This window comes from Pseudomonas sp. AB39(2026) (assembly GCF_059831485.1).
In genome coordinates this window covers 4,265,680-4,292,377 of record NZ_CP195212.1, presented here as the reverse complement: position 1 = coordinate 4,292,377, position 26,698 = coordinate 4,265,680, and the positions used below count along the sequence as shown (strand labels likewise).

The 26,698-nt window shown below is 60.3% G+C and carries 18 protein-coding genes and 1 pseudogene; 7 read left to right on the top strand and 12 right to left on the bottom strand.

Annotated features, from left to right (window positions below):
• The first annotated feature begins 59 nt into the window (after nt 1-59).
• The 3 genes from ACSAMW_RS19715 to ACSAMW_RS19705 all read left to right on the top strand — a co-directional run bounded on the left by ACSAMW_RS19715 (nt 60) and on the right by ACSAMW_RS19705 (nt 9,850).
• Nucleotides 60-4,493: a hypothetical protein gene (locus ACSAMW_RS19715; RefSeq protein WP_500591706.1), complete on the top strand. Its 4,434-nt coding sequence runs from the start codon at nt 60-62 to the stop codon at nt 4,491-4,493.
• Nucleotides 4,494-4,610: 117 nt separating this feature from the next.
• The gene (gene metR / locus ACSAMW_RS19710) at nt 4,611-5,528 is read left to right on the top strand and encodes a transcriptional regulator MetR (RefSeq protein WP_500591705.1); all 918 of its coding nucleotides are present in this window, start codon (nt 4,611-4,613) and stop codon (nt 5,526-5,528) included.
• 47 nt (nt 5,529-5,575) lie between these two features.
• Nucleotides 5,576-9,850, top strand: a complete 4,275-nt coding sequence (locus ACSAMW_RS19705; protein WP_500591704.1) for a DEAD/DEAH box helicase — start codon at nt 5,576-5,578, stop codon at nt 9,848-9,850.
• 108 nt (nt 9,851-9,958) lie between these two features.
• Here the strand turns inward: ACSAMW_RS19705 and nadA are convergent, their stop codons facing one another.
• The 3 genes and pseudogenes from nadA to ACSAMW_RS19690 form a co-directional block, all read right to left on the bottom strand.
• On the bottom strand, nt 9,959-11,017 hold the full coding sequence (gene nadA, locus ACSAMW_RS19700; RefSeq protein WP_500591703.1) for a quinolinate synthase NadA: 1,059 nt from the start codon (nt 11,015-11,017) through the stop codon (nt 9,959-9,961).
• A gap of 68 nt (nt 11,018-11,085) precedes the next feature.
• Nucleotides 11,086-12,327, bottom strand: a complete 1,242-nt coding sequence (locus tag ACSAMW_RS19695) for a sensor domain-containing phosphodiesterase (protein WP_500591702.1) — start codon at nt 12,325-12,327, stop codon at nt 11,086-11,088.
• Nucleotides 12,328-12,682: 355 nt separating this feature from the next.
• Nucleotides 12,683-12,817, bottom strand: a pseudogene (locus tag ACSAMW_RS19690) (con-10 family general stress protein); the annotation flags it as partial.
• 367 nt (nt 12,818-13,184) lie between these two features.
• On the opposite strand from ACSAMW_RS19690, the gene ACSAMW_RS19685 reads away from it, so the two are divergent.
• Nucleotides 13,185-14,507, top strand: a complete 1,323-nt coding sequence (locus ACSAMW_RS19685; RefSeq protein WP_500594085.1) for an Nramp family divalent metal transporter — start codon at nt 13,185-13,187, stop codon at nt 14,505-14,507.
• Between the two features lie 86 nt (nt 14,508-14,593).
• On the opposite strand, the gene ACSAMW_RS19680 is transcribed toward ACSAMW_RS19685, so the two are convergent.
• Complete coding sequence (locus ACSAMW_RS19680; protein WP_500591701.1) at nt 14,594-15,100, bottom strand: DUF4142 domain-containing protein; 507 nt, start codon at nt 15,098-15,100, stop codon at nt 14,594-14,596.
• A 113-nt stretch (nt 15,101-15,213) separates the two neighbouring features.
• Nucleotides 15,214-15,678, bottom strand: a complete 465-nt coding sequence (gene copC, locus ACSAMW_RS19675; RefSeq protein ID WP_500591700.1) for a copper homeostasis periplasmic binding protein CopC — start codon at nt 15,676-15,678, stop codon at nt 15,214-15,216.
• Between the two features lie 27 nt (nt 15,679-15,705).
• Here copC and ACSAMW_RS19670 point away from each other — a divergent pair, with 27 nt between their 5' ends.
• A complete protein-coding gene (locus ACSAMW_RS19670; RefSeq protein ID WP_500591699.1) occupies nt 15,706-16,713 on the top strand; it encodes a LacI family DNA-binding transcriptional regulator in 1,008 nt (335 codons plus the stop codon).
• Between the two features lie 6 nt (nt 16,714-16,719).
• Here ACSAMW_RS19670 and ACSAMW_RS19665 read toward each other — a convergent pair whose 3' ends face one another.
• From ACSAMW_RS19665 to ACSAMW_RS19640, 6 genes are all read right to left on the bottom strand, one after another.
• Entirely contained in the window at nt 16,720-17,457 is a 738-nt protein-coding gene (locus tag ACSAMW_RS19665) for an SDR family oxidoreductase (RefSeq protein ID WP_500591698.1), read from the bottom strand.
• Complete coding sequence (locus ACSAMW_RS19660) at nt 17,450-18,985, bottom strand: FGGY-family carbohydrate kinase (RefSeq protein ID WP_500591697.1); 1,536 nt, start codon at nt 18,983-18,985, stop codon at nt 17,450-17,452. The genes ACSAMW_RS19665 and ACSAMW_RS19660 overlap by 8 nt, the downstream gene beginning before the upstream one ends.
• Before the next feature lie 10 nt (nt 18,986-18,995).
• Entirely contained in the window at nt 18,996-20,087 is a 1,092-nt protein-coding gene (locus ACSAMW_RS19655) for a zinc-binding dehydrogenase (protein ID WP_500591696.1), read from the bottom strand.
• 79 nt (nt 20,088-20,166) lie between these two features.
• Nucleotides 20,167-21,171, bottom strand: coding sequence for an ABC transporter permease (locus tag ACSAMW_RS19650; RefSeq protein WP_500591695.1), 1,005 nt, complete (start codon nt 21,169-21,171; stop codon nt 20,167-20,169).
• Complete coding sequence (locus tag ACSAMW_RS19645; RefSeq protein WP_500591694.1) at nt 21,134-22,651, bottom strand: sugar ABC transporter ATP-binding protein; 1,518 nt, start codon at nt 22,649-22,651, stop codon at nt 21,134-21,136. The genes ACSAMW_RS19650 and ACSAMW_RS19645 overlap by 38 nt, the downstream gene beginning before the upstream one ends.
• A gap of 42 nt (nt 22,652-22,693) precedes the next feature.
• A complete protein-coding gene (locus tag ACSAMW_RS19640; RefSeq protein WP_500591693.1) occupies nt 22,694-23,623 on the bottom strand; it encodes a substrate-binding domain-containing protein in 930 nt (309 codons plus the stop codon).
• A 181-nt stretch (nt 23,624-23,804) separates the two neighbouring features.
• On the opposite strand from ACSAMW_RS19640, the gene ACSAMW_RS19635 reads away from it, so the two are divergent.
• A complete protein-coding gene (locus ACSAMW_RS19635) occupies nt 23,805-24,533 on the top strand; it encodes a DUF4198 domain-containing protein (RefSeq protein ID WP_500591692.1) in 729 nt (242 codons plus the stop codon).
• Between the two features lie 91 nt (nt 24,534-24,624).
• The gene (locus tag ACSAMW_RS19630; protein WP_442963079.1) at nt 24,625-24,711 is read left to right on the top strand and encodes a small membrane protein YohP; all 87 of its coding nucleotides are present in this window, start codon (nt 24,625-24,627) and stop codon (nt 24,709-24,711) included.
• A gap of 16 nt (nt 24,712-24,727) precedes the next feature.
• On the opposite strand, the gene ACSAMW_RS19625 is transcribed toward ACSAMW_RS19630, so the two are convergent.
• Complete coding sequence (locus ACSAMW_RS19625) at nt 24,728-26,581, bottom strand: diguanylate cyclase domain-containing protein (RefSeq protein WP_500591691.1); 1,854 nt, start codon at nt 26,579-26,581, stop codon at nt 24,728-24,730.
• Nucleotides 26,582-26,698 lie beyond the last annotated feature (117 nt).

The following is a 26,698-nucleotide window of genomic DNA, read 5'->3' as shown; positions in this document are numbered from 1 at the left end:
ACGCCTGTCTTCCCCTTCCGCGTCTAAATGCCCGCTCCTTTATACCGGAGAGCTACGGCATGCCGTTCCCCACACTCCCCACCTTGCTGGCCAGTACCTACAACTTCACACCTTCAGTCGAAGCGCCTCCCGACGCCTCCACTACGCCTTTATTGTGGCAAGGCGTGGATCGATGGCAGCCACCCGTGGAGCGTCAACTGGAGCGCTACCTCACCGGTGCCGACCCTCGCGCCTGGGCAAACCTTGTGGGCGCCTGCCAGGCACTGGAAGCGCTTCACGAGCAAAGCAGGGAGCAGGTCGATCAACTCCTGCATGCCACCAGCCACTCCCCTCAGCTTGTGCAGGCCTATCACCGTACTCATTTGTCCGGCGCACTCGCCGAAGCCCTGGTACAGAGGTACTTGGGCACCCTGACTGACAGTGAGTACCACGCCATTGTGGGCTGCCTGCAGCCGTTGCTGGAGGGACAAGAGCCCATCCAGGCCTACAGGCTCGGCCGGATCAGGCTCAGCGACCGTAACCACCAAGTGTTCTGGGACAGCGCTTTGACACTTACCAACCTGGTGCAACTCAATGACCTTGGCCAGCCCCTTCGGCTTCTGTTGTACCGGTTTGGGGCCTATGGTGGTTGGAGCGCACACGCCTCAGCCGACGACCTTCAAGTTGTACTGCACAATGCACTCCTCCCCTTGCCAGAGCAACGCGTTACGCTGGTTGCCGGCCAATGGACTACGTTCCATGACACCCTGGATGCACAGCTGGCTGCGTTGAAGGCTGCGCCTGAGGGGCAACCGCCACACACTTTGGAAGCCAAGGAGCGTCGCCTGATCGAAGCACTGGAGTTGCTCACGGTTCCCGTGAACCCTTCCAGGCTTCTCGCCTTGGCGCGTGTGGAAGAAACGCGACGTTCGCTACACTTGGGCGAGCAGGCCCGCGCCTGGCTGTCCAACCTGCCTTCAGACAGCTGCCTGCGCCTGGCAGGGCTCATTACGGCCTATGCCCAGGCCGTCGGCGACGCTGAGCGACTGCTGCGGGCCGACTTACCCACTCGGGCCGATTACGCCAGCCACCGGATCAGCGAATTCCTGACCAGCCACTTTGCCTTGGAACACCCCTGCCGCGTAAGGCTGACACTGCCGATGCGGGTGGACATGGTACGTGATCTGATTGCAGGTTCCGGCGCGCCAGGTACGCCCACCCGGCTGGTACCACGCCCCTCCCTGGATACCGAACAGCTGGCGTTGGAAACCCTGGCCTTGGCGCAGATCGATGAAACCATGGCCCGGCGCCTGGCCTTTGCCCAAGTGCATGTGCTGCCTGCACATCACCCCCAGGCCGCTGCTATCACGCAAGCGGTCACGCTTGCCTGGCTGCAAGAACAGATTCCAGCATTGGACGTTGCGGGGGGCTATGAGCGGTTACTCGTAGATGTGTATTTGCGTGTTGGCCGTTTTGAGGTGCGCATTCAGGATGAAGCTGTTCTGCAACGCCCGTACGCATTGATGCTGGACATCCAGGCGCTGATTGCCCACCACCAACGGCGCCTTGATGACCGCGGGTTGCGCATGGTGCAAATAGCACAAAGTGCCATCATTCCCGCCGCGTGGCGAGCAGACGGGCTGGACCTGGCCTTGTTGCCCGTGTCGCTTACGCTGTTCGACGAAACGACTCATAGCAGTGGCAGTACCTTGGCAGGGGTGGTCTTGATCCAAGACCGCATCAGTAAAACAACCGTTCTAGTGCTGCCCGACCCACCCGATGGCAAGGCCTTGAGGCAATACGAGCGTGCTGACCTGGCGATCGAAGCCCTCGAAGACCTGTTTATGGACGCGCGCCTGCGCCGCTACCTGTGTGAACGGGCCATTGAAGGCGATCCCCTATTGCTGGAAAGCCGGGTAAACCAGGCATTGATGGCCGGGTTCCACCGCCTGATCACTATAGGTACACCCTGGCCTGCGCATCAATCACTTGTCCGTAATCAAAGCCTGGCCGAGTTGGGGCTTCATATCCGAGCCCACCGAGCCAGTTCCACATCCAGCGCCGATCGGGTCTTTGAAGATGCCCAAGACAGCCGACTGAACGTGGTGAGATACATTCGCCTGGCCTTGGGGTTCGTGCCCTTCATAGGCAGCGCGATTGCCCTGGTCGACGCCTTGGAAGCTGCCATGGAGGCTGGCAGCGCCTTCGCTGAGGGCAATGGTGCCGGCGGTATCGAGGCTACCCAATCCGTGCTTTTCTCCATTGCGGACGCCTTTCTGGACTTCGGCCCAGCGGGCCTGGCGGCGTCTGCACCCGCCACGAGCCTGCGTGCTACCGCCCAGGCTAGGCACTTGCGCCATGGCCTCAAGGGCGCCGGCCGGCTGAGGGCCCTGTCACCCTGGAGCGCTCGGCGTGCCGATGAAGGCTTCGTGGGTTATGAACAGGCAATCACCTTGAGCGCTCAGCCTGGCCATGAGGGGCGCTGGCGGGGTATCTACCGCCTAAGCAGTGGCACGTTTATCCAGCGTGGCAGTGCAGCCTATGAAGTTCAATGGGATGCTACTCACCATACCTGGCGGTTGGCGCCTACACGTACACGCCACTATCGTCAGCCGGTGGCGCTGGATGAAAACGGGCAATGGCAAACCCATGGGCACCTTTACGGTACCTTGGTCGACAGTGGATTACACGGCGGTGGCGGCCTGCAAAGCTACCTGGCAGACCGTCTGGACCCGCTCTGGCCAGATACTTTGCGCCGCCTGCTGCCACGGTGGTGGGCAGATGCTCATTTCCGTCGTCAGCATCAGTTGCTAGGGGAGCGTACCGTCTGCCTCAGGCGGGTGGTTGAAAACGAAGCGAAGGTTCAGCAGGCTTTAAACGCGTTCAAGGCTCAGCAAGGTTCGGCACAGGCTTTTCTGGATACTGCGCAGGAAGCTATAGATGCGGCCACGGCGCTGCATGACAACCTTGACCACCTTCGGCAGTTTACCCGAGGGCACCGCTATGCCGAAGCAGGGTTAGACCAGAGCCGGGCAGCGGCGAATATTTGCGCCAAGTCGCAACTGCAGATCAAAGTCGCCCATATGGATGCTGTGCGCCTTGGCGATTTGGTCTTGGAACAGCGCACTGAACTGGATCGACTGATCGTCAGGCTCTACGATAACGCAGGCCCTGATGCGCTTGTAACCGCTGAACTGATAGAGGGCATGAAAGCCATACGCCAGACCGTGGTCCAGATTCTGGACCGGTACGACTTCGTCGAGCGTTGCCTGGAGCGTGTGAAGGCCTGGCAACGCCGTGTGACATCTGCCGAACACCGGCGAGCACTGCATACCGAGCAGCAAGGCTTGCTGGAGACTTTTTCAGAGAAGCGCCTGGGCCTGGTACGCATGGCGCTGCTGATGGACCTCGCGCCGGTGGACGACATTACCAAGCCTTCATGGCCCTACATGAGGCGGTTGTATACACCCGCGCGGGAGCGTTATGACCGTGTAATGCAATCGGCCTTCCAGGGTGAAAACCTTAACCTTCGCCCCCAGCAGCGTGATCGCCTGGTGGCGCAGGTGCGGGAGCAGAACCAAGCGTTTACCCGGCAGGTGCGTCGCCTGACTCTCAGCTACCCGGAACAGTTCGATCCGTTGTATAGCGAGCGCTTGTTGCAAGCCCTGCAGGCATTACGCCAAGCGACACCTGCGCCATCGGCACCGGCTACCCTTCCCCGCGGGCGAACTCGCCCCAGAACGTTCGAAGGCGACGGCCTGCTGCTGGTAGGCAACCCCGTGGAAGGCCAGCCTGACATACTGGTCATTGGCGAGGTCAACAACCGGACCGAGCGCTGGGCACGTCGTGCCAACCAATCTTGGGCACCTGTGGCGCCCACACCTGTTCCGGTACCTCAGCGCTCCGCTGCGGAACTGGCCCGACACGCCCAGGAACGGCTTGCGCAACTGCCTGCCTTTCGTCAGCGTGTTCGTCGCTACACCCAGCCTGACATACCGGCAGCAGACCTTGAAGACCTCTTCACAGGCGAGGGACAGGAACTGGAATTCCATGCCCGACAGCTGCTCTTGGCCGACACTGAACACCACTACGCGCAGGTGACGGCGCGCCTGCAAGAAGAGGCGCAGATGCTTACGTCTGAAGGGCGACAGGCCAGAATAGCGCACTGCAAGGCGTCCCCGAAGCCAACCGGTGGTTACTTGGAATACCTGTACGAGGCAGGCGAAGTCCAGATCCGTAAACTGGGTGAGCTAAAGCCTTCTGGCAATACCCCCCGTACCCGGAACTGGTTGCAGGAATATGAGGTGGTCGATAGCCACAATGGCCAACCTTGGGGCTATGCTCATTTCCATTATTCAAATGCACAGCCTCGTTTCCAGGACTTTGTAGCTGCTCACTTGAAGACGCCAGGCCAGCGCCTGCAAGGCACGGGCGCACCGGGCCAGGCGACCGTGTGGCGCGGTGAGATCAGCCGCCAGCTGGCAACCAGACTGTTCGAACCGCTGTTCCATTGACCCTTGGTGCGCGCCCTGGCTTCACGGCGCACCTAGGCTTGAGCTGTCGACATCTTGCACACCATGAGCCAGACTCATGCCTTTCTCTGGGAACGGGAACTTGGCTCATGGTGCGGCATGCTTGAAATTCGTCATCTTAGAACCCTGTACGCTTTGCGTGAGGCCGACAGCCTGGTCGAAGCGGCTGAGCGGCTGCATTTGACCCAGTCCGCCCTGTCTCACCAGTTCAAGGAACTGGAAGACCGCCTCGGCATGACCTTGTTCGTGCGCAAGACCAAACCTGTTCGTTTCACCAGTGCCGGGTTACGCCTGCTGCAGCTGGCTGACGCTACGTTGCCGTTGATGCGCGCCGCCGAGCGGGACATGGCACGCCTGGCAGGTGGTACGGCAGGCCGCCTGCACATGGCGATCGAGTGTCACAGCTGTTTCCAGTGGCTGATGCCCACAATAGACCAGTTCCGTGACGCCTGGCCGGAGGTAGAGCTGGATCTGGCCTCCGGTTTCGCCTTCGCGCCTCTGCCTGCCTTGGCACGAGGCGACCTGGACCTGGTGGTAACCTCCGACCCTCTGGATCTCAATGGCATTACCTATGTGCCATTGTTTACCTTCGAGGCCATGCTGGCGGTAGGCAACCAGCACCCTCTGGCCAGCAAGCCCTGGGTCGAACCGGAAGACCTGCTGGACCAGACACTGATCACCTATCCGGTTGACCGGGACCGCCTTGATATCTTCACGCGTTTTCTGGAACCAGCCGAGGTAGAGCCTGCCAGCGTGCGTACCGCCGAATTATCCGTGATGATGATGCAATTGGTGGCCAGTGGGCGCGGAGTATGCGGGATGCCCCACTGGGCCCTTCACGAATACAGTGCACGTGGCTATGTGAAAGGCCGACGGCTCGGGGAAAAAGGGTTGTTCGCCACCCTGTATGCCGCCGTGCGTACCGACATGCTGGAAGCGCCTTTCATGCGCGATTTCCTGTTGACTGCCAAGGACACCTCCTTCGCGACCCTCGATGGCGTAAGCGCTGTTCGATAGTGCATCAGGCGCTTGCAAGCGCGTGCCGGTGGCCTCATAAAGGGGTCATGAACCTGCCCTTTCCAGACCCAGCCCTTAGCGCCTTCCACCCCGCCATACAGCGCTGGTTCCAGCACAGCTTCCCGGCAACGACCCCGGCACAGGCGGCGGCCTGGCCGCTGATCCGTGCCAGGCGTTCTACCCTCGTCGCCGCACCTACGGGTTCTGGAAAAACGCTCACGGCCTTCCTGGCCGTGCTCGATGAACTGGTATGCCAGGCGCTGACGCCTGAAGGGTTGCCTGAGCAGGTGCTGGTGGTATACGTGTCGCCGCTCAAAGCCTTGTCCAACGACATTCAGCTCAACCTGCAGGGCCCCCTGGCCGGTATCAGCCAGCAACTTGAAAGCATGGGGCTACCTGCCTTGCCCCTGCGTACCGCTGTGCGCACGGGTGACACGCCGCAGAAGGACCGTGCGGCCATGCGGCGGCGGCCGCCGCATATTCTGGTCACCACGCCTGAATCCTTGTACGTGCTGCTGGGCTCGGACGGGGGGCGGCAAATGCTGAGCGGCGTACACACGGTGATCGTGGACGAGATTCATGCAGTGGCAGGGAGCAAGCGGGGCAGCCACCTGGCGCTGAGCCTGGAGCGCCTGCAAGCCCTCAGTGGCGCACCGCTGAGGCGCATTGGCCTGTCAGCTACGCAAACGCCTATCGAACGGGTGGCGGGGTTCCTGGCAGGGCATCAGCAGCCTTGCGAAATCGTGGACATTGGCCACGCCCGCCCGCGCGACCTTGCGCTGGAAGTGCCTCCCGTGCCCCTTGAGGCAGTCATGGCCAACGACGTCTGGGCACTGTTGTACGATCGCGTGGCAGCCCTGGCCAAAGAACATCGCACCACGCTGGTATTTGTAAACACGCGGCGCTTGGCAGAGCGGTTGGCCCGTCACCTGAGTGAACGTCTTGGCCATGAGCAGGTGGCCGCCCACCATGGCAGCCTTGCGCGCGACCAGCGCCTGAGTGCCGAACAGCGCCTTAAGCGGGGTGAGTTGCGCGTGCTGGTAGCCACCGCGTCGCTGGAGCTGGGCATTGATATCGGAGAGGTGGACCTGGTATGCCAGATCAGCTCGCCCCGCTCTATCGCCGCCTTTCTTCAGCGAGTAGGCCGTTCAGGCCATCAAGTCGGCGGCACACCCAAGGGGCGCTTGTTCGCCACGTCTCGTGATGACCTGATTGAATGCGTCGCCCTACTGGACTGCGTACGCCGAGGCGAGCTGGACGAACTAAAGGTGCCTCAGGCGCCCTTGGACGTGCTGGCCCAGCACATCGTGGCTGAAGTCAGTTGCCGGGAGTGGGACGAAGCCGCCTTGCTTGCGCTGTTTCGCTGTGCAACGCCCTACGCCGAACTTGCCCAACCCGATTACCAGGCAGTAGTGACCACCTTGGCCGAGGGCTATGAAACCCGCCAGGGCCTGCGCAGTGCCTACCTTCACCGCGATACCGTGGGCGGTACCTTGCGCGGACGGCGCGGCAGCAGGCTAGCGGCAGTAACCAGCGGCGGTACCATTGCCGACAATGCCGACTACGCCGTGATGCTGGAGCCTCAAGGCCTGAACATCGGCAGTGTCAACGAAGATTTTGCTGTGGAAAGCCTGGCGGGGGACGTGTTCCAGTTGGGCAATGCGTCCTACCGCATCATTCGTGTGGAAGGCGGGCGCGTGCGCGTAGAAGACGCCAAGGGTATGCCGCCCAATGTGCCGTTCTGGCTCGGTGAGGCACCGGGCCGTAGTGATGAGCTATCGCGCTCTGTGGCCAGGCTACAGGCCGCGGTGGACGAGCAATTGGCTTGTAGTGAGGGCCAGCACGCCCCGGTGAGGGCGTGGATGACCAAGGCGCTGGCGCTGGACCTGGCGAGCGCTGAGCAGCTGCTGGAATACCTGGCACGCACACGGCACGTGCTGGGCGCTCTGCCGTCCCAGGACACACTGATCATGGAGCGCTTCCTCGACGCGTCCGGTGGTACCCAACTGGTTGTCCATTCCCCCTTCGGCAGCCGCGTCAATCGCGCCTGGGGGCTGGCGTTGCGCAAACGCTTTGGCCAGACGTTCAACATTGAGCTTCAAGCGGCTGCCAGTGAGGATGCCATTGTGGTGTCGCTGCCCACCGAACCTCGTTTTACATTGGATGACGTGTGGGGGTACTTGCGCAGCGCTACTGCCGAAGCTGTCCTCGTTCAGGCCGTGCTGGAGGCGCCTTTGTTCGGGGTACGCTGGCGGTGGAATGCGGCCAATGCCCTGGCGTTGCCGCGTTTTGCAGGCGGGCGCAAGGTGGCCCCCCAACTGCAGCGGATGAAAAGCGAAGATCTGATTACCCATGTGTTCCCGGAGCAGGCCGCTTGCATGGAAAACGCCGTGGGCGAACGTGAGGTGCCGGATCACCCCTTGGTACGTCAGACCCTACACGATTGCCTGCACGAGGCCTTGGACAGCGACCGCTGGCTGCAACTGCTGCGGTGCATGGAAGCAGGCGAGGTGCGGCTGATCAGCCACGACCTGCCATCACCCTCCCCGTTGGCCGCGGCCATCCTCAACGCTCGCCCCTATGCGTTTCTGGACAATGCACCGTTGGAAGAGCGGCGAACCCAGGCTGTGCTGGGCCGCCGCTGGACCGACCCCGAATCAGCCGATGACTTGGGCGCGCTGGCACCTGAAGCCATTGAAGCTGTGCGGTTACAGGCCTGGCCGCAGCCGCGTAGCACCGATGAAATGCACGAGGCCTTGATGAACCTGGGCGTGGTGACCCAAGCTGAGGCCCAGGCCCACGCCGGATGGCCTGATTGGTTGGCAGCCCTGGCTAAAACCGGCCGTGCAGGGCAATTGATCACCGCCGGCAACCAGTGCCTGTGGTTTGCCCGAGAGCGGTTGCTGTGCGTACAGGCCGCTTACCCTGGCAGCTTGGTGCAACCCGCCCTGGCAGTGTTGCCCGGTTTTATCCAAAGCTGGGACATCGACGCTGCCCGGCGTGAACTGATCCGTAGCCGGTTGGGAGGGCTTGGCCCTCAGCAGGCTATGGACATTGCCCAGTCGCTGGGGTTGGCAGCCGAGGTTGTGGTGCAGGCGCTAACGCATTTGCAAGCCGAAGGTTACCTGCTGCAAGGCCGTTTCCAGCCAGGTCTGGAAACGCCGCAGTGGTGCGAACGTCATCTGCTGGCGCGTATCCACCGGTATACGGTCAAGCGGCTGCGCAAGGACATCGAGCCGGTGTCGTTGCAAGACTTCACGCGTTTTCTGTTTGACTGGCAACACGTATCCCCTGCCACCCGCCTGGAAGGGCAGGCCGCCTTGGCGCAGGCCCTGGCGCAGCTGGAAGGGTACAACGCACCGGCCGGTGCCTGGGAAAACGATTTGCTGCCGGCACGTGTCAAGGGCTACAGCAGCACCTGGCTGGACGCTGCCTGCCGCTCAGGGAAAACCCTATGGTTACGGCGTGGCGGCGGCATGAAAAGCAGCGGTACAGCATTGCGTACAATGCCCATTATGCTGTTGCCCCGGGCTCATCTGGGGCTATGGCAGGCACTGGCGAATCACCCGAGCGACACCGATGTGAGCCCACGCGCGCAGAAAGTGGTAGACGCCTTGAGCCAGCAGGGTGCCCTGTTCTTCGATCAGTTGCAGGACCAGGCTCGGCTGTTACGCACAGAGCTGGAAAACGCACTGGCCGAACTGGTCGCCAACGGGCACGTCAGTGCCGACAGTTTCGCAGGGCTGCGCGCCTTGGTGACACCGGCCAGCAGCCGACAGCAACGCAGCAGCCGACGTGGGCTGGGAGCGTTTATCGGCGGTATGCAGGACGCCGGGCGCTGGGCGTTGCTAAGCCCCCCGGCAAACCCGCCAGCCTCCAGCGAACAACTCGAACACCTGGCCATGACCCTGCTACGTCGCTATGGGGTGGTGTTCTGGCGCTTGCTGGAGTGCGAGGCGGACTGGCTGCCCAGCTGGCGCGACCTGTTACGCACCTTCCAGCGACTGGAAGCTCGCGGCGAGATACGCGGCGGGCGCTTTATCGAAGGGTTGGCAGGTGAGCACTTTGCGCTGCCCGAAGCCATTCCTCTATTACGTGAAGTCAGGCGTAGGCCGCTGGACGGCAGCGTGATCGGGGTGAGTGCCATCGACCCTTTGAACCTCAGCGGCACCTTGCTGCCGGGTACGCGAGTACCGTCACTGGCGGCCAACCGGCTGGTGTACCTGGACGGCGTGCCGGCGGCAGCCATGATCGGCGGCAAGCCCGTTCACTGGCTGGAGCAGACAGCGGCTATCAGGGAAGCACTGATCCGGCGGCCTTGACCTGTTAAACAGGCCTTCGGTAGTTCATTGGCGGGTTCTGCCCGCTCCTACAGTAGCTGTGTCGTGAACCTGTAAGAGCGGGCAGAGCCTGCGAAGGGGCTGAAGGGCTCAGGCGTTACCCGCCAGGCGTAAGCGTGCAGCGTGGGTGAAGTCCAGCATACGCTTGAGCGGGCGAATGGCGTGGGGTATCAGGGCAGGCTCCACGAAAATCTCGTTAGTGCCTTCGCGTAGGCACTCCAGGGTACGCTGCAACGTATTCATGGCCATCCACGGGCAGTGCGCACAGCTTCGACAGGCTGCGCCGTTACCCGCCGTGGGGGCTTCGATAAAGGTTTTGTCCGGGCAAAGCTGCTGCATCTTGTAAAAGATGCCGCGGTCGGTCGCCACAATGAACGTAGGGTTAGGCATGCGCTGGGCAGCAGCGATCAGCTGGCTGGTAGAACCCACGGCATCGGCCAGGGCAATCACGGCTTCTGGAGATTCAGGATGAACCAGCACGGCCGCTTCGGGGTACAGGGCCTTAAGGTCCTCCAACTGCCGGGATTTGAACTCTTCATGGACGATGCAGGCACCGTCCCACAGCAGCATGTCTGCGCCTGTGTGCTTCTGGATATAGCCCCCCAGGTGGCGGTCCGGCGCCCAGAGAATTTTTTCGCCGTTGTCCATCAGGCTTTCCACGATCTCGACCGCACAGCTGGACGTCACCACCCAGTCTGCCCGGGCCTTTACGGCGGCTGAGGTATTGGCATACACCACAACGGTCCGATCTGGGTGCTGATCACAAAAGGCTGAAAAGGCCTCCACCGGGCAGCCCAGGTCCAGCGAACACGTGGCCTCCAGGGTCGGCATCAGAATACGCTTTTCCGGGTTGAGGATTTTGGCGGTTTCCCCCATGAAGCGCACGCCGGCAACCAGCACAGTGCTAGCGCTGTGTTGATTGCCGAAGCGGGCCATTTCCAGCGAGTCCGACACGCAACCGCCTGTTTCCTCAGCCAGGGCCTGGATAACCGGGTCACAGTAGTAATGCGCTACCAGTACGGCATCCCGTGCCTTGAGTTCATCCGCGATAGCCTGCCGATACTGGGCCTGTTCGGCTTCGCTGAGAACCATGGGCTGCCGTGCATCCAGGTGGGCCTGGACAAGCAAGCGTTCGGAAATATGGGACATGACGGGGCCTACAGGGTACGGGTGGATGCAAGCCGCAACTATACACCCACGGCACTGGCGAAGCGTATCTAGGGCACAGGATCAGACAGTTCTGCCATGCGCGGCACCTGCCAATGTGCAGCAAGCAGTAAGGGCATGGGCTTTCCAGTGAGATAACCCTGCACGTTATCTGCGCCCAGGCGGCGAAGGGTGACTAGATCCGGAAGGTTCTCTACGCCTTCGGCCACTACCCGGCAGCCCGTTTCTCTGGCAAATGCAATCAGTGCCGAGGCCATGGCCCGGCGTTGCGCATCATGCTCGATGCCCTGGGTCAGGGCCATGTCCAGTTTGATGATGTCGGGCCGCAGCTGAAGGATGTGCCTCATGCTTGAATAGCCGGCACCGGCGTCGTCAATGGCCAGGCGCAGCCCAGCAGCGCGCAGTGGGTCGATGGTTGCGGTAAGGGCGTCATAATCGGAAACGATGCAGTGCTCCGTAAGCTCCAGCACCAGTCGATGGGGATCATGGCCAGCCAAAGCGCGCGTTAGCCGACCGGATAACAGCAATTGTGGAGAGCAGTTCAATGAGAGGTAATGCCCGTGGGAAAGCTGGCTCAGGCCCTTGAGTGCTTTCTCTATCGCATATAGCTCCATTTCCAGCCCAAGGCCTGCTTCGGCTGCCTCCTTGAACCAGAGGTCCGGGCTGCGCACAGGCTCATGGGTGAAACGCGCCAATGACTCCCACCCGCAAATCTGCCCTTGACGAAGGTTCACGATAGGCTGGTAGACCACGTTAGGCTGCGCAGTCGCCAGGGCGGCACATATGAGGCGGTGCTTGCGCAACCGCTCGTCCTTGGCCTGTTGATCCGCCTCAAGGCGATCGGCAATCAGCTCAGCAAATACCTTAAGCATCCCAAGGTCGCGCTCGCCTAAGGTAGGATCGGCCTGGCCTGAAAAACAACACAATGTTCCATACAGCTGCCCACTGCTCAACTGTACAGGCACGCTTAGGTGTGCCCCGATCGGCAGGCCACGGGTTTCAGGGATGGCCATGGCCAAGGGAAATACTGAGGTGTCCGGGATAAGCTGGGGCAGGCGCCCCTCTACGACCTTTTTGCAATATCCGCTTTCGAGTGAGAGATGGTCGCCGCGTTTGATAGGCGAATTGCCCTTGGCGTCCACGTGAGTAAATACGCGATCCTTTTCGCGGAACCTGGATATGAAGGCTACTTCCATACCCAAGTGGGTCCTCAAGGCCCTTAATGCCTTGTCTATACCGTCATCTCCAGTATTTATCGAAGATTTAAGGTCCATGACATGCGTTGCGTTCATCGGCCTACCTCCCTGTGACAACCGTGATACAGAAAGGGTAAAGCTTTAGGAAAGGGTTACGCCAGCTTCATGTGAAAAAGCTTTGCACCTGCCCACTAACGCTATCTGTTAGCGCTCAGCGGTGTAAAGCGTGGGCGAGCATTTTACGATCCCCTACCTTTTTAAATGTTTGAGCATTAACTAATGAAATGTCACACAAGAGCGGCACAAGTGATTCTACAACTGCCCGATCATTCATCTGGCAGCCCGACAGTGCCTGTGTGTAGAACGTGCCAGAGGGCTTGCGTGAACCTTTTGGCACGTTCAAGAGCATTCAGCCCTTGGTCACAGTGGTGTCCTTGTTAGAACCACGATGGCTACGCCTTCCACCCTTGCGACCCGCTTCTGCCGCTCTGGCAGGATCGTTAGCAAAATTACCACCCGACACACTGCCGCCCTTGCGTCCGGCTTCAGCCGCACGTGTTGGGTTGTTCGCGAAGTTACCAGCGTTTTTACTCTTAACTGCCATGGCGATATCCTCCTGGATGTGGGTCGCTACATAGTTATGGAAGCACCCTATGGAAATAAGTTTTTCATAAATACAGACTCAGCTGACAAACGGTTTAGCATGGCTAATACCCCTATTTAATCAAACTGGGAAAGTTGTATAAGGATTAAGCAGTTACTTGAACAGACTACCGTTGAAGGCCAGACCGTCAGAGTTTTGGGCAGACCAGCGGCCAACCCTTGTCCTGGACCTGAACGCTGGCCCTTTACGGCGTTCCTATCCAGGTGCGTGCTTTTTTATCTTGTGGAGCTTGAACGTGGCGGACCCTGAAGACCGACCCAATTTCCGTGCCGATGACGGCGAGCCAGCATTGCTCAGCCGTTTTGGTGTAGGTGCCAGGCCCAGCCTTGGGGATTTGAATGCCAGCATCCAGGTGCCGCAGAACGGCGGATGGCTAAGGCGGTTGATTGCCTTCGCCGGGCCTGGGTACATGGTCGCCGTAGGGTATATGGACCCAGGCAACTGGGCGACCGACCTGGCAGGCGGCTCGCAGTTCGGCTACATGCTGTTATCGGTGATTCTGCTGTCGAACCTGATGGCCATTGTGCTGCAGGCGTTGGCCGCCCGCTTGGGGATTGCTACCGGCATGGACCTGGCCCAGGCATGCCGGGAGCAGTACAGCCGGCCAGTGAGAATTGCGCTGTGGCTGGCTTGTGAGTTAGCCATCATTGCCTGTGACCTGGCCGAAGTGATTGGTACCGCCATTGCGCTCAAGCTACTGTTCGACATTCCACTGATCTGGGGGGCGATCCTGTGCGCGCTGGATGTTTTCCTGATTCTGCTGCTGATGCGCCGTGGGTTTCGCTGGCTGGAGGCATTTGTGATTGCGCTTCTGACCTTGATCTTTCTCTGTTTCGCCGCGCAAATGGTGATGTCGCACCCGCCGTTGGCTGAGGTATTGCGTGGGTTCATTCCGCAGAAAGAGATCATCACCAACCCAGCAGCGCTCTACCTGGCCATCGGCATCATTGGCGCAACGGTGATGCCCCACAACCTGTACCTGCACTCCTCCATTGTGCAGACCCGGGCCTACGAACGTACCGATGCGGGTAAGCGGCAGGGCCTGCGTTGGGCGGTCACTGACAGCACTATTGCCTTAAGCCTGGCGCTATTCGTCAATGCCGCCATTCTGATTACAGCGGCTGCCGTGTTTCATTCTGCCGGGCGCACAGATGTAGTGGACATCGAGCAGGCACACGAACTGCTGTCCCCCATGCTCGGTATTGGTATCGCCTCTACCCTGTTTGCAGTCGCACTGCTGGCTTCAGGCATCAACTCCACCGTGACTGCCACACTGGCGGGGCAGATTGTGATGGAAGGCTTCCTTCACCTGCGCATCCCCGATTGGGCACGGCGGCTGATCACCCGTGGAATAGCGGTGGTGCCGGTGGTAGTGGTTACGGCGCTGTATGGAGAGCGCGGCACTTCGCAATTGCTTGTGTTTAGCCAAGTGATCCTGTCGATGCAACTCCCCATGGCAGTGATCCCGCTGGTGAGGTTCGTCACAGACCGGTCGAAGATGGGGGCATTGGTGGCAGGCCGTGGGCTTGCGGTGCTGGCGTGGGTGATTACAGCGCTGATCGTAGTGTTGAACGTGAAGTTGCTGGTAGGGTTTGCACAGGAATGGCTGTAGCTACCTGGTAAATGCTGATTCGCCAGCAGTACGCTGGCGAACCTCGCAACTGTTGCTTGCTATCAGATGTTGCTTGGTATCAAGCGTTACTTGGCATCGCCACCGTGAGCAGCTGCCAGTTTCTTGGCCGCTGCAAGGTGAGCTTCCAGCTTGGGCAGGGTCTCTTTGGCAAAGGCCTTGAGCTCTGCATCCTTGCCGTCATTGATCTCTTTCTTAAAGATCTCGATGGTCGCTTCATGTGCCTTGACTTGGTTGTTGGCGTACGACTTGTCGAACGAGTCTTCACGGATGTCCAAGATCATGGCCTTGGCCTTGTCCAGCAGCATGGCATCGGAGGCGACTTCAAGCTTCTTAGCCGTCGCGATACCCCTGAGCTTTTCGTTAGCTGCCGTGTGGTCCTTGATCATCATGGCCGCATAGGTTTTTACGTCGGCCGACTGGCTTTTCTGCTCGGCCAGTTTGCCTGCTTCAATTTCGGCAATGCCCTTGGCCGAAGCATCGTCCACGAAGTCCTCGGCATCGGCAGCAAAGGCGGTGTGTGCGCCCAGCAGGAGGAATGCACCGCAGATACCGGCTTTGAGGGTCTTGTTCATGTTGGTCGTCCTTTCATGAGTGGCAAACAGGCGCTTGTAACAGCACCTCGCCCTCTTTCTGACGGACTGATTACCGGACGGTTCAGGTTTTTTAAGGCACAGGCCTGGCCTACCTATTTAATTGTGAACCGGTAATGCCCCTCGCTTCGGTGAGTATCCACCGACACGACTTTCCATTGAACGTCCCAGGCCCCGGTACTTAGCGGCAAGGCCGGCGCTGCGATCAGGGTACTGTCATCGCCGTCTGCGCGGTGTACCTGCGTCTTCACCACCTCGCCCTTGTCATTGACCAATGTGACTTCGCTGAACGCAGGCTCTACGCCCTCACTGAAGCTCAAGCGCAACTCGGCAGGCGCAGCCACGGTGCTGTCTGGAGCGGGGCTTGGCGTGCGCAGGTGGGCATGGGCCCATACGGAATTAGAAAGAACGCTGGCCAGAGCGAGGATGGCGGCGGCAGAGGTTTTCATCGAGACGTACCCACAAGCGATGGCGAAGCCCAGCATCATAGCGGCATGCCCCCCCTGCAAGCGACCATCCACCGCTTGCGAGCCTTGCAGTATGTGAGGATCATGGCGCATCAGTTGCCACCGTCGGGCCCTGGGCTCATGAATAAAAAGGTCTCCGCGACCATCACCGATGTTGCACGGCAGGCCAACGTCACGACCATTACCGTGTCACGGGCCTTCAACAAGCCTCATCTGGTCAAGCCCGATACCCTTGAGCGTATTCTTGCCGCCGCCCGTGACCTGGACTACGTGCCTAACGCTTTCGCCCGCGGCCTCAAACGCAGCGAAAGCCTGATAGTCGGCGTTGTGACTGCATCGGTAGACAACCCTTTCTACAGTGAGATGATCAAGGCCATCTCTCGGGAGGCTAAGGCACAGGGCTACACGATCATGCTGATCGATACTGATGGCCTCGCTGACGTGGAAGAAAAGGCCATTGAAACCCTTTTAGGCTACCGTGTGGCCGGCATCATCCTGTCGCCGGTTTCCGACGAGCCCGGGTACCAGCCCGCGTACCTGAGCCGTTTGAAAAATGGTGATGTTCCTGTGGTACAGCTGGATCGAGCCCTGGCGGGTGTCCCCTTCAGCCAAGTAGTGCTCGACAATTATCACAGTGGCCTGAAAGGCGCGCATTACTTGTTAAGTAAAGTACCTGACCTGCAGCGATTGCTGGTGCTTACAGGCCCGGCAGGCTCACGCATCAGCCATGAACGCCTTGAGGGCGTAAAGGCCGCAGTTGCCGGCTGCGGCCGAGCCGTGACCCTGGACGTACTGGCCGGTGACTACACCTTGCAACCGGCCTATGACGCGACATTGGGTTATCTGCAGCAGCATTCTGCGCCAAGTGCTCTGTTCGGTTTCAACCAGCTCATTACGTTAGGGGCGCTCAAAGCCCTACGCGAATGTGGCATCCACCGAAGCGACCTGGCCATCTGTGGCATCGACCGTTTACCGTTTGCCGACATTTTCGAGTTTCCCATTCCTTGCGTAGCCCATGACGGCACTCATGCCGGGGCCCTGGCCATGCGCCTGCTGATAGCGCAAATTCGCGACCCCTTGAAGAGGCAAGCCAGGGAGGTGGTGACGGGGGCGCTGGTGAATGGGTAGTGCCAGCTAGCGGCTGGTATAGCCGCCGTCTACAGCCAAACATACTCCGCTGATCATGGCAGCACCCTCGCTGAGCAGGAACATCACGGGCGCGGCGACTTCCGAGGGTTTGGCAAAGCGGTTCAAAGGAATGGCCGCCAGCATGGGACCGCTCTTGGCAGGGTCTCCCCAGGCCATGGTGGCCATGGGCGTAAGCGTTACCGTAGGGTTCACGGCATTGACCCGAATCCCGTAGCGCCCCCATTCGCCGCACTGCACGCGGGTCATGGCGTCCATGGCGGCCTTGGAGGCGCAGTAGCTCAGATGGTCGTCCAGCCCTACCATAGAGGCCTGGCTGGATACGTTGACAATGCTGCCGGCGATCCCGGCAACGATCATGTCCTTGGCCACGCTGCCGGCGATCATGGCTGCACCACGCACATTCACGGCCATGGTTTGGTCGAACGTGAGGGGGTCCACATGGGTCGCGGCGTGCAACAGGGCAATGCCTGCGCAATTGACTAACCCATGCAGTGGGGGAAGCTCGGCGCAAGCGTGCTGTACGGCCACAGGGTCGGCAATGTCCACCTGCAGTACCGTAGCGCCCTCGGCCTGGAGCCGTTGCAGCGCTTCTGCATCGCGGCCCAGTGCATAAACGCTCGCCCCGGCCTTGAGCAACTGCTGGGCCACTTCCAGCCCGATGCCGCTGGTAGCGCCGGTCACCAGCACCCGCTGGCCGGTGAATTTGAAGCTGAAGTTACTCATCCCTGGCGCTCCGCAACTGGTGGAAGATGGGTTTCAACGCGGGGTAGCACGCCCGGTAGGCCTCGAACAGGCGATTGTAGCGGTCACGCACAGCCGCGTTGGGCTTGGCCCTGGGGCGTAGACGCACCCAGCCTTTGTTCAGTTCCGCTTCGCTTACCAGCCCGGCCGTGTGGGCCGCCAGCAACGCTGCGCCATAGGCCGCCTCGACGTCCTGGGCGATGGACACCACGTCAAAGCCTGTGATGTCGGCGATAATCTGCATCCACAGGTCCGAATGGCTGGCCCCGCCTACCACAATCAAGGTGGTGTCCAGGTCACCCACCGCCTCACGGCCCGCCTCGATATTATGGCGCAGGGCGTAGGTTACGCCTTCCAGCACGGCACGGTACAAATGGGCTTTGCCGTGCTGCAACCCCAGGCCGATGTAGGCGCCACTGGCCTTGGCGTCCCACACTGGGCTGCGCTCGCCCATCAGGTAGGGCAGAAACAGCAATCCCTCGCAGCCAGCGGGAACCTGGGTGGCCATGTGCTCCAAGGCCATGTGTGGGTCTTCGCCTGGAGCCGACTGTACGTCGAACACCTGCTCCCGAAACCAGGTGACTGACGCCCCGGCGGTCAATGCGCCGCCAAAGCTGTAGAGGTCACGGTCGCCGTTGTAAACGTGAGGAAAGCTGACCAGCCCATGGCGGGCATCGGCCTGCGCATCAAGGTAGCCCCAGCACATGCTGGTACCGATCATGGCCACATGCTTGCCTGGCCGATTGACACCCGCGGCAAAGGTGGCCATGGCAGCATCCACACCCCCCGCCAGTACGGCGGTGCCCGGCAATAACCCAAGGCGCGCGGCAGGTTCCGACAGCAGGCCGCCTACAATCTCAGCCGACTGCAGCAGCCGCGAAGGCATCAATGCCGGATCGATGCCTAGTGCCTCAAGCAGGGGCTGCGACCACCGACGTTGCACAATGTCGTAGACCCCACCGATGTTGCCAGCACTGCTGTGGTCGATGGCCAATTCCCCAGTTAATGCATGGTTCACGTAGCTGTTTGGGGGCAACAGCCAGCGCGTGCGATCCCATACCTCTGGGCGCTGCTGCTTGAGCCATAGCATCTTGGTGAAGCCGTAATAACTGTCTACGCCGTTGCCGGTAATTGCCTTGAGCTGCTCCAAGTCCAGGTCAGGTCCTGCCTGAACCTGTGCCACCTGCGCCTCGGCCCGGCGGTCCATCCAGATCAGGCAAGGGTGCAGGGGCTCCATGGCCTCGCTCACTGGAATGCCCGAACCGCCATATAGGCTACTGACACACAGGGCCTTGATCTGTACAGGGTCTACCTGCGCCTCGGCTGTGCAAGCCGCTACACAGTGATACACCGCGTCCAGCCATACCTGAGGCCACTGTTCGGCCCAGCCAGGCCTGGGGGTGTCCACCCGGTACCCCTGGCTGTGCTGGGCAACCACCTCACCGGCTGCTGACACCAGCAAGGCTTTGGTGCTCTGGGTGCCGATGTCTACACCGATCACGTATGCCATGGCAGCGCCCTCAGGCTTGGGCATCAGGCGTGAGCAATACTTTGATGGAGCGCGTGGAATCGGCCAGTGCAAACGCTTCGGCATAGTCGTCCAGGCCAAAGCTATGGGTCACGATGCCTTTGGAGGTGATCAAGCCCCGTTCGAACAGGTCGATGGCAATAGGGTAGCAATACGGCCCTAGGTGGGCCCCGCGCACATCCAACTCCTTGCGGTCGCCAATGATGGACCAGTCGGCACTGGTTTCTGCGCCAAACACGCTGAACTCCACAAAGCGACCCAGCTTGCGGATCAGCTCCAGGCCTTGGGTCACACCGACGGGCACGCCCGTGGTTTCGATATACACGTCGCACCCATAGCCATCGGTAAGGCCGGCGATGATGGCTTTAGCGTCCTCTCGGGCAGGGTTGATCACCACGTCTGCGCCGAACTGGCGGGCCAGCTCCAGGCGCTCATCCACCATGTCGATGACGACCAGCTTGCGGGGCGTTTTCAGGTGAGCAACCTGCACCATGCACAGGCCGAGTGTGCCAGCACCGGCGATTACCAGCACGTCGTCAAGTTGCACATCGCCTCGGTTGACCGTGTGGATGGCGCACGACATAGGTTCGATCAGCGCGCAGTCCTCCAGAGGGATGGCCTCCGGAATCTTATGCACAATGCCGGTGCGTGGAATACGCATGTATTGCGCCATTCCCCCTTCAGCGACGTCTTTCTGGAAGCCGAAAATGTTGTGCACCTCGCACATCCAGTACTGGCCGCTCTTGCAGAACCGGCACTTCTCACAGGGCACGATCTGCTCTGCAATCACTTTGTCGCCCACCTTCACCCCGAAGTGCTCCTCGGCGCCCTCGCCTGCCTGGTCCACATAACCAAAGAATTCGTGACCGGGTACAACCGGTGCTTTTACCCACGGGGTTTCACCGCCCCAGAACATGGCCGCACCCGAGTGGCACTTACAGTCACTGGCACAGATGCCACAGGCGCCGATGCGCAGCACCAGCTCCAGAGGGCGCGCCTGGGGTTTGCCGATCCGTTCCAGGCGGTAGTCCTTGGGCGCGTGGCACACAACAGCCTGCATGGTGGTAGGGGTAGCGTCTGACATGACAGTAGTCCTTGTTATTAGAGGCAAGACAGCTCGCGGCAGGCTAAGAGGGCTGCCGTGAAGCGAAGTTGAACAGCGACTAGCGGCGGCGTTGACGGCTGATGAATATCGCCAGCAGGATGATGCCGCCCTTGATGACACTTTGAACGTAAGGCGACACACCCAACATGTTCAGCCCATTGTTGAGTACGCCCAGCAACATGGCGCCCACCAGTGTGCCCAGAATGACGCCCCGGCCACCGGCAATGGAGGCGCCGCCCAGCACGACGGCCGCAATGGCATCCAGCTCGAACGAAGCGCCTGCATTGGGTTGCCCGCTCATCAGACGGGATGACAGCACCAGCCCTGCCAGCGCGGCGGTAAAGCCGCTGATGGCGTAGACCGCCAGCTTGAAACGCGCCGCACGCACCCCGGAGAGGCGAACAGCCTCTTCGTTGCCGCCAATGGCATACACATAGCGCCCCATACGGGTGTGTTGCAGCATCACCCAGGCCAGCAGGTAGGTGAGCAGCATGATGAGGATCGGCACCTGTACGCCCAGCAAGGTGCCGCGGCCGAACCAGGCAAACCAGTCCGGCAGGCCGGAAATAGGATAGCCGTCGGTATACAGCAGCCCTAGGCCACGGGCGATGCCCATGGTGGCCAGGGTCACGATAATGGGGGGCATTTGCAGGTAGGCCACCAGCAGGCCATTGCCCAGCCCGAAGCCCACACCGATGGCCAGGCCCGCGCCAATGGCCAGGGGTGGCGGTACACCTGCCACCAGCAGGCCGGCGCTGAGCGTTCCGGACAACGCCATGACCGGCCCCACGGACAGGTCGATGCCGCCCGTGAGTATCACGCAGGTCATGCCTACGGCGATGATGGCGTTGATGGAGACCTGGCGAACGATGTTTTCAAGGTTGGCGCCGGTGAGGAAGTTGTCGCTGGCAAAGACCATGAACGTCGTCACCAGCAGCAACCCCACGAAGGGATAAAACGCTGGAGAGCGGATCAGTTGTCGAAGCATGTCCTCACGAGGCGAGGCGCCAGGTGCCGAAACAGGCTTAATGGATGTGTCGAGATTGCTGGCTTGCGGTCGCATGGCGCATAACCTCTTGGGGATTAATGGCGCTGCCCGATAGGGTGGTGACAATGGCGCCCTTGTTGAAGACTGCTACCCGATCACTCATGCCAATAATTTCCGGCAACTCGCTGGAGATCAGGATGATGGCGTAGCCTTGCTCGGTCAGTTTTCGCATCAGGCTGTAGATTTCAGCCTTGGCACCCACGTCGATACCGCGTGTGGGTTCGTCGAAGATCAGTACGGTGCAGTGGTGGTTGACCCAGCGGGCAATCACCACCTTCTGCTGGTTGCCACCACTCAGGTTGATCACCAGGCTTTCCGGGCCCGGCGCCTTTATAGCCAAGGCTTTCATCAACTGGGTCACGCTGTCGCGCTCGTGCCCTTTGTCGATCAGGCCACCGGCGCGCTCATATTTGCCCAAGTTGTTCAGGGAAATATTTTCCCGAATGCTGAAATCCAGTACTAACCCTTCGGTCTTGCGGCTTTCGGGAAGCAGCCCGATTCCGTTGGCCAGCGCCACCGCAGGGTCCTTGAGGTGTACGGCCTGACCGTTGAGCCAGACGTCGCGGCTTACACTGGGCAGTGCGCCTATGACCGCAAGGGCCAATTCCGTGCGCCCCGACCCTACCAACCCGGCAAACCCCAGTATTTCCCCGCGGTGCAGGCAAAAACTGTTCACCGGCCCGTTATGAGTACGCTGCAACCGCTTCACGTCCAGCACCACCTCCTGGGGAGTGCTGGCCGCGTCGGGCTTGACGGGGAAGCTCGAGGCCAGCTTGCGGCCCACCATCATTTCCACCAGTTGATCAAGGTCGCTCCGGGCGGTGGCCATGCCGCCCACATTGGCCCCATCGCGCAGGACCGTAATGCGATCGCACACCTGGAAAATCTCTTCCAGGTGATGGGAGATGAAGATCATCGCTACGCCCTGACGCTTGAGTTCACGCATCACGTTGAACAGCAGCTCGGCTTCGCCAGGTGTAAGGGTGGCCGTAGGCTCGTCGAGGATCAGCAGGCGCGCCTCCAGGGCCAGCGCCTTGGCGATTTCCACGAACTGCTGCTGCGCCACACTCAGGTGGTGTACAGGGCAGTCCAGGTCTATGGTGACGCCCAGCCGGTCACATAACTGTGCGGCCCGTTCACGCATGTGCCGCTTGCGCAGCAGGCCGAAGCGCCCTACCTGTTCATGCCCAAGGAAGATGTTTTCCACAGCATTGAGGTAGGGAATAAGGCTGAATTCCTGAAACACGATGCCAATGCCTACAGCGATAGCGTCATGGTAGGTCGCAAAGCGCCGGGGCGAGCCATCGAACTCGATAGTGCCTGTGTCGGGGTGTTCCACGCCTACCAGGATTTTCATCAGCGTGGACTTGCCCGCGCCGTTTTCTCCCAGCAGCGCGTGAATTTCGCCCCGCTCCACGGTCATCTCGATACCCTTGAGCGCCTGCACGCCGCGGTACCGTTTGGAAATATCACTCAGGTGCAAAAGGCTGCCCATCACTCACCTCGCCTGTCGCGTGTGCCGTGCGCAATAGCGCGGTTACCAGGCGAAGGTCTTGGCCTTGTCGCGGTCTACCAGCAGAATATCCACGGGCACTGCCTTGGGGACCTGTGCGCCCCACTTGCGAGCCAGGGCAATGCCCAGCGCGAGGCGTACCTGGTCGCGCGGGTACTGGGCTGAGGTGGCGATAAACTTGCTGTCCGGCTTTTGTATTTCCTTGATTGCGTCTGGCGCGCCGTCCACGCTAACCAGCTTCACATCCAGGCCACTGGCTTCGATGGCGGCCAAGGCACCCAGCGAGCCGTTGTCGTTCACGCTGAACAGCCCTTTGAGGTTGGGCTGGGCCTGAAGCATGTTTTCGGTCACGGTAAGGGCTTGGTCTCGCTCCTGCTTGCCGTTCTGGATGCTCGCGATCTTGATGCCTGGGAATTTGCCCAGCGCCTCTTTGCACCCTCGCACGCGCTCAAGGATGGGCACCACGGCAATGCCATCAAGAATGCCCACGTCACCCTTACCGCCCAGCTTTTCGCCCAGGTACTGGCAGGCCTGAACCCCGGCATCGAAGTTCTTGGAGCCCACGAAGGCATCCAACGGCCCCTCGGCTTGTGCGTCTACTGCTACCACGACCACGCCCTTGTCATGGGCCATTTTCACAGCCGACTGCACCCCCACCGAATCCGTAGGGTTGATGACGAGAATATCGATGCCTTTCTGCAACATGTCTTCAATGTCGCTGAGCTGCTTGGAAACGTCATGGCGTGCATCGGTGACCAGGAGCGTCGCGCCTATGCTGGCGGTGGCTTCTTCCAGTGCCCCTTTCATGGTGACGAAATAGGGGTTGTTGATTTCCTGGAAAGAGGCGCCCACTTTCAACGGCGCAGGCGCGGCCAGCGCCGCCAGAGGAAGGCCGGCAGCCAGGGCGAAGGGCAAAAAGGTACGGGCGAAGCGAAACCGTGGAAGGCTGTTCATGTGCGGTAGACCCTGTCGTTTTTTGTTTTTGTACAGAATGTCATCGTTAACATTGCTCAAGCTAGCAGAGCATTCTGGCTCTGGCAAGACGGCAATCTGGTAAATATTCGGTAACAGTGTAGCGGAGGCGCCGGGGGCTTTCTCTCGGTAGCATCGCCAGCTCAACTTTCGAGAGCATTCCATGAACTCCGTCCGTTTGCTTGGCCTGGCCGTTGCGCTTCCCCTCCTTTTCAGCAGTGTTGCACAGGCCCATGGCCTTTGGACCGAACAGCGGCGCGGCATGACCGAAGTCGTCTTTGGTGAAGGTGCCGACGACGAGGCCTTCGACCCTAAAGGCGTGACCGCAGCCTGGGCCTGGAGTGCAGACGCCAAGCCTTTGAACGTGAATATCGAGCGACTGAAGGACCATGCCCGGCTGGCGCCCACCACGCCTGCCGCGGTCACGGCCGTTGAATTCAATGCCGGCCTATGGACGGAAACCACAGACGGCAAGTGGGAGAACAAAGGCCGTACCGAGGTCAAGAACCCGAAGCAGTCCATGGAAGTGCTCAAGTACAGCCTTGCCCTGAATACACCTTATAAACAGCTGCCCCCGCTGGACACACTTGGGCTGGTAATCGTACCGGACGTAGACCCCAGCACCCTCAAGCCTGGGCAATCGCTAACCGTCAAGGTGCTGTCCAATGGCAAGCCTGTAGCCGACGCTCAGGTTTTCGGCGACTACCGGGGCGCGCCCTCCGTAGTGAGCGGGAAAACCGACGCGCAGGGCAAGGCAAGCATTCCTGTGCGTAACGAGGGGCTGAATGTGCTGGCCGTGGAAACCTTGATGCCTGTAGCCGGTGACAAGCACATCGACAGCCGTGCCTATTTTGCGTCACTGACCTTTGTAGGTGCGCCTCACGCCGAATGAACCACACCCGCCAACTCCGCCGCTTCGATTAAAGGAAACCGATGCGGCGCAGTCGGGGTCTACCTCCTACTCAATCTCAAGGAGCAGGACCATGTTGAAATTCCTCGGCGGCACTGTTGGCATCATTTTCCTGATCGGCCTGATCGTGGTCATTGCGCTGTTCAAACTCGTTTTCTAACTACCCCCGCAGCCTGTCACGACGCAGCTGTGTGCTCTCGACCGGCTACCTGATAGCCGTTCTTGCCCATACGCTTTGCCGCGTACATGGCCGCATCCGCCTTGCCCAGAATGGCTTCTACGCTTTGCCCTGAACCAGGCACATGGAGCGCAACGCCAATACTGGCCCCGATCCGCGCAACCTTGCCATCCAGAACGAAAGGCTCGGCCAGCGCCATGCAGATACCCTCGGCAATACGCCTGGCGATGGCCTCGCTGCTCACCCCTTGAGCCACCACTACAAACTCATCACCTGCCAAACGGCAGGTAAAGTCGGCTTTTCGCACGGTGTGTTGCAGGCGCACGGCCACCTGCTGAAGCAATACGTCACCCAGGTCATGCCCATAGCTGTCGTTCACGGCTTTGAAGCCGTCGAGGTCCAGGAAAAGCACTGCGAACTCAGGGGCAGGCGCCTGGGCCAGCTGAATCAACAGTTCATTCAATGCGCGCCTGTTGGGCAGGTCCGTCAGCGTATCGCGCATGGCCTTGTCGTGCAGGGAGCGCTCGATTAGCTTGCGCTCGGTGACATCCTGGGACATTACGAAAAACCCATGCACTTCGCCTTCCCGGATATCCGGAATGTAGCTGGCCGCCCATACCCGTGAAGGGTCTGAGGCGTAGTGCACATGGTCATATACCACCCGCTCCCCGGCCAGCGCACGCTCGAAGCAAGGTAGCAACTCAGTGTACAGCTCGGGGGAAAGTACATCCTCGATGCGTTTACCGATGAGTGCTTGGGGGGAAACACCAAACACCTGACGATACACATCATTGTTGAAGAGGTAGCGCAGGTTCCGGTCCACATGGGAAATCAGTATCGGGAGGTTGTCAGTGATGATTTGCAAGGTACCCCTGCTGCGTGAAAGCTCTTCCGTGCGCACTTCCACGCGATGTTCCAGCTCTTCCTGGTGCTGCTGCAGCAGCCGTTCGTGGTGTTTGCGCAGGGAAATATCAACAATATCGGCAATAAAGTGTCGGGGCTCGCCGTCCGAGTCCCTGACCAGGGACACGTTCAATTCTACCCAGACAAGGCTGCCGTCCTGACATATGTAACGCTTTTCCAAGGTGAAAGTATCGCGCAACCCCGCCAACAGTTCGTTCGCCAGGGCCAGGTCCGCCGGCAGGTCATCCGGGTACGTGATATCGGCGAATGACTTGCTCATCAGGGTTTCCCGGGTATAACCCGTAAGCTCGCATAGCTTGGCATTCACTTCTGTAAAGAAGCCTTCCAGGCTTACCAAGGCCTTGCCAGTAGGCGCCTGCTGGAAAACGGTCAGGAAGCGCGCTTCTACTACGGCGCGAGCCTGCCGTTCATGGGCGTTTACCAAACGCATGTCGTAGGCCACGGAACGCTGCAACAGGTCGCGCTCAACCATGCGAGCTAGATCCACCATAGCCGCCTGTTCACTGCCTGACAGGGTGCGTGGCTTCGTATCGATTGCACACAAGGCGCCTAACACCAGGCCGTTGTCGCTGGTCAGCGGCACACCGGCATAAAATCGCACATGAGGCTCACCTGTCACCAACGGGTTGTCCGCAAATCGCTCATCGGCCAAGGCGTCTTCTACCAGCATCATGTGGGGAGAGGCCAAGGCATGAGCGCAGAACGCCACGTCACGAGAGGTTTCACACACCTCCAACCCTACCTTGGACTTGAACCATTGGCGATCGGCGTCTACCAAGGAAACCATGGCGATAGGCACACGCAATAATTGCGCAAGCACACGCGTCGCCCGGTCGAAGCATTCCTCCGGCGGCGTGTCCAGTAGCGCAAGGCTGTGCAGCATGCGCAAGCGGGCAGTTTCGTTAGATGGCAATAAGGCAGTTTGCATAAGGTCCAGCCGCTACATGTCAGACAGCGCCGGACCTGCCAAAGGGGCAAGGGATCGGTCGGCATCCTTTGTATCGGCAGAACAAGGAAAACCTGTAATCCAAGCCCCCACGGACTG